This window comes from Wolbachia endosymbiont of Drosophila barbarae (genome assembly GCF_044752445.1).
GTDB lineage: Bacteria > Pseudomonadota > Alphaproteobacteria > Rickettsiales > Anaplasmataceae > Wolbachia > Wolbachia pipientis.
This window is the reverse complement of record NZ_JBIXJM010000011.1, coordinates 1-920: the sequence shown is the minus strand read 5'-3', so window position 1 is coordinate 920 and position 920 is coordinate 1. Positions and strand designations below refer to the sequence as shown.

The window sequence follows — 920 nt, the reverse complement described above, 5'->3', positions numbered from 1 at the left end:
ATCCTTTCGTCGTGCTGTTGATTCTGCCTTCCTATGACCTGTTCGGACTATTATGAGAAATGCTATACAAGATGAGATTGGTCAAGCAATTAATGCAGCAGGCAAATCAGAAAAAGATAACTGATGAGTCTTGTGTTTGTGTTTTTCTTACAAGCGACTCGATAGCTTCTCTCTATTAAACTGCTAAAGCCATATTGACATTAATCATATAGTATAAATAATTAATTATTTTGGAGCTTATTTAATATGCTACGCATCATTGCAGGCAAATATCGCGGAAGAAAAATAACTACAGGTAAGCATTTAGCTGCACGGCCAACTATGAGTATTGTCCGAGAAGCAATATTTAATATGCTTTCCTCAAGAAAACCTATTTATAACTTGAATGTACTTGATTTATTCTGTGGTAGTGGTTCTTTTTCATTTGAAGCGCTTTCTCGCGGCGCTAAACATGCATTTATGGTAGATTCAGATTATTACAATTTGCAATTGCCTAAAAAAACAGCAAAAGATTTTGGAATTACGGACAATGTTACGCTAATTTGCTGCAGTGCTAACTGCTTACCACAACCTATTTCAAAATGTGACATAGTTTTTATAGACCCACCTTACAATAGCAATCTAGTTGAATCAACGTTGAATGGACTAGCTCACTCAGGCTGGTTAAGTGATGATGCATTGATAATTCTAGAGATTAGGAAAAACGAAGGTTTTGAGTGCAATAAAGACTTTAGTATAATCTTGGAACGTATTTACGGTATAGCAAGAATAATTTTTCTTTCTCTATCAACTTAAACTTGTATATGCTTTTCATTGATGGGTTTCAGTTCTATTTCCGTCAAGCTTTTGAAGATATAGCTCTTTTCATAGAAGTCCGGATGTGATAAGATAAGGATAGAAGATGATAAGGAGGTTGAGTG

1 protein-coding gene is annotated in these 920 nt (G+C 34.9%); it reads left to right on the top strand.

What is annotated here, in order from left to right:
* Positions 1-246 precede the first annotated feature (246 nt).
* The gene (gene rsmD, locus ACIPNH_RS00135) at positions 247-795 is read left to right on the top strand and encodes a 16S rRNA (guanine(966)-N(2))-methyltransferase RsmD (protein ID WP_264723975.1); all 549 of its coding nucleotides are present in this window, start codon (positions 247-249) and stop codon (positions 793-795) included.
* The last annotated feature ends 125 nt before the right edge of the window (positions 796-920 follow it).

What these genes read in the sequence shown, in the direction of transcription:
- rsmD (WP_264723975.1), top strand. Translation starts at nt 247, where the DNA reads ATGCTACGCATCATTGCAGGCAAATATCGCGGAAGAAAAATAACTACA.